The sequence below is a fragment of the Pseudomonas juntendi genome (assembly GCF_009932375.1).
In the GTDB taxonomy this organism is placed as follows: Bacteria; Pseudomonadota; Gammaproteobacteria; order Pseudomonadales; family Pseudomonadaceae; genus Aquipseudomonas; species Aquipseudomonas juntendi.
In genome coordinates this window covers 1-8,964 of record NZ_BLJG01000062.1, presented here as the reverse complement: position 1 = coordinate 8,964, position 8,964 = coordinate 1, and the positions used below count along the sequence as shown (strand labels likewise).

Below are 8,964 nucleotides of genomic sequence, written 5' to 3'. Positions count from 1 at the left end.
TTCGCGCGCGAACGCCTTGGTGCATGCCTCAATATCGCGCCGTACAAACAAGGCGGCCGCGCGCGCCTGTCACAGGCGTTACTGGCCCGAAACAAACGTAGGAGCGAGCGCAGCTCGCGATTGCGCCGCGCGGGCGGCGCTCGATCTCACAGGCGCTGCATATCTTCAGACAAACGCCTGCCAGCCCTGATGCGATCTCTGTGTGTGTGGCTTGCCGGCGATGGGCGGCAAAGCCGCCCCGGCGATATCAGCCGCGCTCAGGCTGGAAGCGCACCACAAAGCCCTTCAGGCTGTTCTGGCGGTTGACCGCATCGCGTACGCGCTCGGCCTCGGCGCGCTCGATCAATGGCCCCACATACACCCGGTTCATGCCGCCGGCCGAACGGATATAGGCGTTGTAACCCTGGCTACGCAAGGTTTGCTGCAGCTTCTCGGCACCGGCGCGGTTGGACAGGCTGGCCAGCTGGATCGACCAGCTGACCGGCAGCCCGTTGACGTCGATCTTCGATGGCGCAGCCTGGGCCGGCGTCGCTGCAGGTTTGGTTTCGACCTTGGCCGCCGGTGCGGCGGCCTGCGGCTTGGTCGGCTGGGCCTGTGCCTGGGTCTGCGGCGAGGCCGTGATCGGCTGGCTGGGCGTGCTGGCAGGGGCAGTCGACTCGTCGACCACCACCGGCGCCGACTGCGGTGCTTCAGGAACTTCCTGCGGCTGCGGCACGGTCACCGGGTCTACCTTCACTTCCGGCAGGCTGGGCATGGCAGGTGCCTGCGGGGCTTCGACGCGCACCTGGCGCATCTCGTCCTCGCGGGTGAACAGCATCGGCAGAAAGATCACCGCCAGTGCCACCAGCACCAGCGCACCGACCATGCGCTGTTTCATCCCTTTATCCAGCACTGCCATCTACTCAACCCTCCTGGGCATGCCGCTCCAGCCACGCCAGGGCCTGGGCGACACAGAAAAACGAACCGAACAGCACGATCTGGTCATCTGCCGTTGCCTGCGCGCATTGCCCTTGGAGGGCCGCGTCGACTCCGGCATAAGACTTCACCGCCGCGCCAAGGTTCGTCAAGGCGTCGGCCAACTCGGCAGCCGGCCGGCTGCGCGGGGTGTCCAGCGGGGCCACGGCCCAGTCATCGATCAGCCCGTGCAGCGGCGCGACCACGCCTGCCAGGTCCTTGTCGGCGAGCAGGCCGAATACCGCCAGCCGGCGCCCCTTCAGCGGCCGGCTCGCCAGGCGCCGGGCCAGGTACTGCGCCGCATGCGGGTTGTGCCCGACATCCAGCAGCAGCTCCACCGGCCGGCCCTGCCAGACCAGCTGGCGACGGTCTAGACGCCCGGTAATCCGGGTATCCAGCAGCGCCTGGCGCACCTGCGCGGCATCCCACGGCAGGCCCATCAACAGGTACGCCTGCAGGGCCAGCGTGGCGTTTTCCATCGGCAGGTCGAGCAACGGCAGGCCGTGCAGCTCAACGGGCGCGCCATTGGCAGCAGTGCCACGCCAGTTCCAGCCGTTTTCCGCGCTTGCCAGGTCAAAGTCACGGCCGCGCAGGAACAATGGCGCTGCCAGTTCGGCGGCTTTGTCCAGCAGCGGTTGTGGCGGGTCGAGATCGCCGCACAGGGCCGGTTTGCCCGGGCGGAAGATACCGGCCTTTTCAAAGGCCACCTGCTCGCGGGTGTCGCCCAGGTAATCGACATGGTCAACGCCGATACTGGTCACCAGGGCCAGGTCGGCGTCCACCACGTTCACGGTGTCCAGGCGCCCGCCAAGACCCACTTCCAGCACCACGGCATCGAGCTGCGACTGGTGGAACAACCAGAACGCAGCCAGCGTGCCCATCTCGAAGTAGGTCAGGGAAATATCGCCCCGCGCCGCCTCCACGGCGGCGAAGGCTTCGCACAGGCGCTGATCGCTGGCCTCCAGGCCATCGATCAGCACCCGCTCGTTGTAGCGCAACAGGTGCGGCGAGCTGTACACGCCGACCTTGAGCCCCTGAGCGCGCAGCAACGAGGCCACGAAGGCGCAGGTCGAACCCTTGCCGTTGGTGCCGGTCACGGTCACCACGCGGGGCGCCAGCTTACCCAGCGCCAGCCGGGCAAGCACCTGCTGCGACCGCTCCAGGCCCATGTCGATGGCCGAGGGGTGCAACTGCTCGAGGTAGGCGAGCCATTCGCCCAGGGATCGTTGTTTCATCACGCGACGGCAGCCGCCTCACGCGCTTGCTCGGGGGTTTCCTGGCCAGTCATCTGCGCCAGCAGGCGAGCCAGGCGCGGGCGCAGTTCGCCACGGGAGATGATCAGGTCGATGGCGCCGTGCTCCAGGAGGAACTCGCTACGCTGGAAGCCTTCCGGCAGCTTTTCGCGTACGGTCTGTTCGATCACGCGCGGGCCGGCGAAGCCGATCAGCGCCTTCGGTTCGCCGACGATGACGTCGCCGAGCATGGCCAGGCTGGCGGACACACCGCCGTAGACCGGGTCGGTCAGCACCGAGATGAACGGAATGCCTTCTTCGCGCAGGCGCGCCAGCACCGCCGAGGTCTTGGCCATCTGCATCAGCGAGATCAGCGCCTCTTGCATGCGCGCACCGCCGGAAGCGGAGAAGCAGACCATTGGGCAACGGTGCTCCAGGGCGTAGTTGGCAGCGCGGACGAAGCGCTCACCGACGATGGCGCCCATGGAACCGCCCATGAACGAGAACTCGAAGGCACTGACCACGATCGGCATGCCCATCAGGGTACCGCTCATGGAGATCAACGCGTCTTTTTCGCCAGTCTGCTTCTGCGCGCCGGTCAGGCGATCCTTGTACTTCTTGCTATCGCGGAATTTCAGGCGGTCGACCGGCTCGAGGTCGGCGCCCAGTTCGGCACGGCCTTCGGCGTCGAGGAAGATGTCGATGCGCGCGCGTGCGCCGATGCGCATGTGATGGTTGCACTTGGGGCAGACATCGAGGGTTTTTTCCAGCTCCGGGCGATACAGCACGGCCTCGCAGGACGGGCACTTGTGCCACAGGCCTTCAGGCACCGAGCTCTTTTTCACCTCGGAACGCATGATCGAAGGGATCAGTTTGTCGACTAACCAGTTGCTCATGCTTTTTTTCTCCAGTATTGGCAGGCGGGGCCGTTATCGTCGGCCTGCCCTGCCCTTGAGCTCAAAATCTGTTACGAAACGATGATGGACCGGCCGCCGGGGCTTCCAGCGCGCCACTCCACCGCTAATGCGTTGTGTTGCCGCCACCATGGGTGCGGCTGCCCGGCAGGGCTGCGAATGCTATGGACGATGGCGCGCAGCCACCCGTCACATCTGCCATCACGCCTGCCTCACCGCCTGCATGAAGGCTTCGATCTTCGCGGCGTCCTTGATGCCCTTGGCCTGCTCGACCCCACCGCTGACATCCACCGCATAGGGCCGTACCTGGGCGATAGCCTGGCCGACGTTGGCCGCCGAAAGCCCACCGGCAAGAATGATCGGTTTGCTCAGCCGCGCCGGTACCAGGGACCAGTCGAACGCCTCGCCGGTTCCCCCAGGCACACCCGCCACATAGGTATCGAGCAGAATGCCGCGAGCGCCGGCATAGCGCTGGCAGGCTGCCTCGAGGTCATCGCCCGGGCGCACCCGCAGGGCTTTGATCCAGGGGCGGTGGTAGCCCTCGCAGTCCTCCGGGGCTTCATCGCCGTGGAACTGTAGCAGGTCCAGTGGAACCACTTCGAGGATCTCGTTCAATTCGCACCGCGAGGCATTGACGAACAGCCCTACCGTGGTCACGAACGGCGACAGTTCAGCAATGATTGCCCGCGCCTGGCGCACGTCCACTGCACGTGGGCTTTTGGCATAAAAGACGAAACCGATGGCATCGGCCCCGGCCTCGACAGCAGCCAACGCGTCTTCGATGCGGGTAATCCCGCAGATCTTGCTGCGAACATAGCTCATGAAACGCGAACCCTGATGATAACGGTCAAAGGCCGGATGTTAGCAAATGGCTTTTCGCCCGTCAGTCCGCCAACCCTTCATAACCGCTTAAAAAGTGTGGGCCAATGTAACGCCTGGGCAGGGTGAACGTGTCGGGGTACTCCACCTGCACCAGGTACAGCCCATAGGGATGGGCGGTTACCCCGCCTTCGCGGCGGTCACGCCCTTCCAGCACCTCACGCGCCCAGCTCACCGGGCGTTCGCCGCTACCGATGGCCATCAACACGCCGGCAATGTTGCGCACCATGTGGTGCAGGAAGGCGGTGGCGCGCACGTCCAGCACGATCATCTGGCCATGGCGGGTAACCCGCAGGTGGTAGATATGCTTGATCGGCGACTTGGCCTGGCACTGGCTGGCGCGGAAGGCGCTGAAATCGTGGGTGCCGAGCAGCGACTGTGCCGCCTGGGCCATACGCTCGACGTCGAGCGGGCGGTGGTTCCAGGTCACCTCCTCGGCCAGGTGCGCCGGGCGGATCGGGTCGTTGTAGATGACATAGCGGTAGCGCCGGGCGCATGCCTTGAAGCGGGCATGGAAATCAGCCGGCATCGGCTGCGACCAGACCACACTGATGTCGTGCGGCAGGTTGAAGTTGGTGCCCATGGTCCAGGCACGTTCGTCGCGCACGGCACGGGTGTCGAAATGCACAACCTGCCCACAGCCATGAACACCGGCATCGGTGCGGCCGGCGCAAACCACGGCGATCGGCTCGTTGGCGACCTTGGACAGCGCTTGCTCCAAGGCCTGCTGGACACTGGGCACGCCGCTGGCCTGGCGCTGCCAGCCGCGGTAGCGTGCGCCCTTGTATTCCACGCCCAGGGCGATGCGGGAGTAGCCTTCGGCCGCAGATTCGGTGGCGGCGGTGTCGATGATGTCCAAGAGCATGAAACCTGTGGGGTGTACGAAATGGCGGGGATTATAACGACAACGGCAGCCGCGTAGGGCTGCCGTTGCTTGTCCACTGTAACCGATGGCCGCCTCGCTGGCGTCAGACCAACCGGGACAGCATGTCCTTGGCTTCCTGGCGCTGAGTGTCGTCGCCGTCCTTGACCACTTCGTCGAGGATATCGCGTGCGCCCTGGCTGTCGCCCATGTCGATATAGGCGCGAGCCAGGTCCAGCTTGGTGGCCACTTCATCACTGCCGGAGAAGAAGTCGAAGTCGAGATCGTCCAGCGGCTCGGGCTCTGGCTGCGCGGCTGCATCTTCGCTGGTGAAGTGTGGTTCCAGCGAGGGCGCCTCCAGGTTCTGCGACAGCTTGTCCAGCTCGGCGTTCACGTCATCGAGTTCCGAGGCAAAGCTTTTGTCTGCCGGCGAGTCGTCTTCCAGCGACAGTGACAAGTCGAAGTCCGAGGGCAGATCGAACTCGGAGACCGGATCGAACTCTGGCACGCTGTCGAAGGCCGCCAGCTCGGCAGCCACATCGCCCGCGGCGGTGTCGGCTGCTGGCGCAGCAGCGGGGGTGACGGGTTCGGTGACATCGAGGTCGAAATCCGACAGGTCGACCGCAGGTTGCGGCTCGGCCTGGGCCAGCATGGCTTCGAAATCCGCATCGGCGTCGGCTTGCAGGTCCTCATCCAGGGCGAACGGCTGTTCTTCTGGCGGCGCACCTGGCTGCACCGGCTCGTCCAGCACCGGCTCGGCGATCACCAGCTCATCAGGCACTGGCGCCTGCGCCGCGGGCTCGTCGAGCATCGCCGCGGCCAGCGGATCGTCCTCGGGCAGGTCTTCCCCAAGGCCAAGGTCAAAGGCATGGTCCAGGTCCGGCTCGCCCAGCCCCTGATCCTCCAGGCCGGCGACGTCCAGGATAGGCACTTCATCGAGAGGGTCCAGCCCGGCATCAGGTTCAGCGCCAACCTCCGGCTCAGCCACTGCCTGCGGTTCGAGCTCTGGCACCTGCTCAGGCACCCCATCGGCAACGACCGGCGCCGCGGCGTCGTCGTGCAACAACTCCTGCACGTACTGCTCGTCCATTTCGGCAGCCAAAGCTGCCGCGCCCAGGCCGGCAGCTGCCAGGCCCAGCATGGCTGGGTAGCGTTCTTTCAACTCGGCCACAGCGGCGCCATTGTGCTCGCCGGCTTGCAACTGGCGCTCCTGTTCGGCGAAGGCCGTCTGATCACCCTGGCGCGCATACACGTCCATCAGCTTCAGGCGCAGGTCATCACGGGCCGGGGCAGCGGCCACGGCAGGCTCCAGCAGATCGGCGGCACGGTTCAGGCGCCCCTCGGCCAGGCACTGGTCGACCTCCGCCAGCAGCGCGGCGTGAGGGTCTGCCGGTGGCTCTGCGGCAGCCGGTTCGGCCACTTTTTCCGCAGCCACGGCAGCGGCGGCCGATGCGGCGACCACTGCAGGCGACAAGGTGACGCTCGGCTCGGCTACTTCGACGCCGTCGAAGCTTTCGGTGTCGGTGTCGAAACCGGTGCCCTGCTCTTCTTCCAGCGCCCGCGCCATGCGCAGGTGCTTTTCCGCCTCTTGTTGAGCCTTGCGCTTGCGCGCCAGCAACCACAACAGCAGTGCCAGGACAAGAATGGCAGACCCGGCGATCAGCCACAGCAGCCAAGGGTTACCGAGAATCTGCTCGAGCGCGCCGTTCGCCTGGCTGGCCGGCGCCGGGGCAGGCTCTGCCGCCGGCTTGCTGGCAGGTGCAGCCTGGGTGGGGGCTGGCTCGCCGCTCGCCTCGGCACCTGCCGCAGGCGCTGACGCGGCTTGCGGCGCGGGGGCCGGGGCGACGCCTGCCGGGGACGGCGTGGCGGCACCCTGCGCCTGAAGACGCGCCAACTGGTCGTTTTTCAGGTCGATCAGACGCTGCAGCTTGTCCAGCTGGCTCTGCAGGTCACTCATGCGGCTCTTGAGTTCGTCGTTGTCGCGGCGGCTGGTATCGAGACTTTCCTGCGCCACCGCCAGCTTGTCGCTTAGCGCTTTGGCCTGGTCGGCCCCCGCCTGGTTGCCGGGGCTGACCAGGCGCAGGTTGTCGCCTTGGGCAACACGCGCCGGGGCGGCGTCGGCGGCACCACGGCGAGTGGCGTCCAGCTGACGGGCCCGCGGGCCCAACCGACGGCCCTCACGCCAGGCCGCGTACTGCTCGGCCACCTCACGGTTGGCCTCGGCCTGGGCGATGCTCTGAACCTGCTGCTGGTCGGGCAGGCGCAGCACTTGGCCAACCTTCAGCTGGTTGATGTTATTGCCGATGAAGGCATCCGGGTTCAGGGCCTGGATGGCGATCATGGTCTGCTGGATCGAACCGCCCTGGGTGTTGCGAGCGGCAATTTGCCACAACGTGTCGCGACGCTGGGTGGTGTAGCTGCTGGCAGCGGTACTGGCCGGGTTGAGATTGCCAGCAGCCGGTTTGTCGCCCTGGGCCTGGGCCTGGTCGAGCAACACGCTGTAGTCACGCAGCAGGCGGCCCTGCGGCCACATCACCTGGACCAGGAACTTGACCACGGGCCCAGGCAGCGGCTGGCTGGAGGTCACCCGCAGCACGCTTTTGCCGTTGGGGTTGATGACCGGCGTGAAGGTGAGGTCTTCGAGGTAGGCCGCGAATGGCACCCCGGCCTTGCTGAACTCTTGCGCAGGCGCCAGGCTGGGTGCCACTTCGGCGGCCTTGAGGTCGCGCACATCGAGCAATTCGATCTCGGCGTCCAGCGGCTGATTCTGTGCCGACTTCAGGGTCAGCTCCCCCAGGCCCAGCGCATTCGCCATGCCAGACGACAGCGCTGAAGCTGCAGCCATGGCCAGAACCAGTTTGCGAATTCGAAGCATGACCTCTTCCCTTGTATGAATCGTCCCGAAACCTGCATGCGGAGCAGGACAAAAGTGCTCGCCAGTATCTTTTACAGCCTGTGTTTAATCAACAATTGCGCCACTTGCACAGCGTTGAGCGCGGCACCTTTGCGCACGTTGTCGGTGGTCAGCCAGAGGTTGAGCTGCTGCTGTTCATCAATACCGTGCCGTACACGACCAACATAGACCACGTCTTGCCCGACTGCGTCACCAACCGGGGTTGGATAGTCATCATTTTCCACCCGTTCGATACTGTCGGCAGCCTCCAGGGCCTGGTTGACCGCCGCCAGATCGACCGGGTGACGGCTTTGCACGGCCACACTGAAGCTATCGCCGAAAAACACCGGTACTTGAATGCAGCTCACGGAAATCTTCAGCTCAGGCAGGCCCAGCAGCACACGCAGCTCAGTGACCAGGCGGCGCTCCAGCGCAGTATGGCCCTGATCGTCGGCGGCACCGACCTGGGCCAACAGGTTGAACGCTACCTGGCGGTCGAAGAAGCGTGGCTCCAGCGGCCGGGCATTGAGCAGTTCGGCAGTTTGCCTGGCCAGTTCGCTGACGCCCTCGCGGCCTTGTGCCGAAACGGCCAGTGCGGCCATCACCTGGATACGCTCGATTTCCAGCAGGCCCTTGAGCGGCGCCAGGGCGACGGCCAAGGCGACAGCGGCCGAGCACGGGCTGACAATTCGCGCGGGCAGCGCCAGGCTGGCGATGCGCTCGGCGTTGGCTTCGGGCACCAGCGCCAGGGCGTCGTCCAGGCCACCGGAGAGGTCGATCACCGTGCAACCGGCTTGCAGCGCCTTGCCGGCAAAGCTGCGGCTGACCGCAGCGCCAGTGGCGAAGAACGCCAGCTTGACCTGGCCGAAGTCGAAGCTGTCGACTTCGCGAACCTTCAGTTTCTTGCCGGCGAACATCACGCTGCTGCCGGCCGACTCCATGCTGGCCAGCAGGTGCAGGGTTGCCACGGGGAAATCCAGTTCTTCGAGGATCTGTACCAAGGCTTCACCGACGCTGCCGGTGGCGCCGACGACGGCGATGTCCAATGGGTGTGTCATGGTAGGGATCCTCTTGCAGAAAACGGCGGGGGCGGCACTTTACTCGGATTGCAGGGTTTTGTCTGTGATGGCTACAGCTTGGTTGGGCCAGCTGCGGTAGCAGACTGCTTGACGGGGCCAGCGGTGGTTCGCGTGGGCTGCAGCAGCTGGCGCCAATCGAGTAGGAGGCGGG

General features: G+C 65.6%; 7 protein-coding genes. All 7 read right to left on the bottom strand.

Going from position 1 to position 8,964, the window contains the following annotated elements; all coding sequences use genetic code 11:
• Nucleotides 1-247: 247 nt before the first annotated feature.
• The 7 genes from GYA94_RS09145 to GYA94_RS09115 all read right to left on the bottom strand — a co-directional run bounded on the left by GYA94_RS09145 (nt 248) and on the right by GYA94_RS09115 (nt 8,792).
• The gene (locus tag GYA94_RS09145) at nt 248-898 is read right to left on the bottom strand and encodes an SPOR domain-containing protein (RefSeq protein ID WP_054912573.1); all 651 of its coding nucleotides are present in this window, start codon (nt 896-898) and stop codon (nt 248-250) included.
• Nucleotides 899-902: 4 nt separating this feature from the next.
• Nucleotides 903-2,189 (bottom strand): bifunctional tetrahydrofolate synthase/dihydrofolate synthase, encoded by a 1,287-nt coding sequence (gene folC, locus GYA94_RS09140; protein WP_161892172.1) that lies wholly within the window; start codon nt 2,187-2,189, stop codon nt 903-905.
• Complete coding sequence (accD, locus tag GYA94_RS09135) at nt 2,189-3,082, bottom strand: acetyl-CoA carboxylase, carboxyltransferase subunit beta (protein WP_054905870.1); 894 nt, start codon at nt 3,080-3,082, stop codon at nt 2,189-2,191. The genes folC and accD overlap by 1 nt, the downstream gene beginning before the upstream one ends.
• 219 nt (nt 3,083-3,301) lie before the next feature.
• Nucleotides 3,302-3,922, bottom strand: a complete 621-nt coding sequence (locus GYA94_RS09130) for a phosphoribosylanthranilate isomerase (protein ID WP_161892171.1) — start codon at nt 3,920-3,922, stop codon at nt 3,302-3,304.
• A 61-nt stretch (nt 3,923-3,983) separates the two neighbouring features.
• Nucleotides 3,984-4,844 carry a tRNA pseudouridine(38-40) synthase TruA gene (gene truA / locus GYA94_RS09125; RefSeq protein WP_009686022.1) on the bottom strand — a complete coding sequence of 287 codons (861 nt, stop codon included), beginning with the start codon at nt 4,842-4,844 and terminating at the stop codon, nt 3,984-3,986.
• Nucleotides 4,845-4,947: 103 nt separating this feature from the next.
• On the bottom strand, nt 4,948-7,716 hold the full coding sequence (locus GYA94_RS09120) for a motility hub landmark protein FimV (RefSeq protein WP_161892170.1): 2,769 nt from the start codon (nt 7,714-7,716) through the stop codon (nt 4,948-4,950).
• A 71-nt stretch (nt 7,717-7,787) separates the two neighbouring features.
• Entirely contained in the window at nt 7,788-8,792 is a 1,005-nt protein-coding gene (locus tag GYA94_RS09115; RefSeq protein WP_161892169.1) for an aspartate-semialdehyde dehydrogenase, read from the bottom strand.
• Nucleotides 8,793-8,964 lie beyond the last annotated feature (172 nt).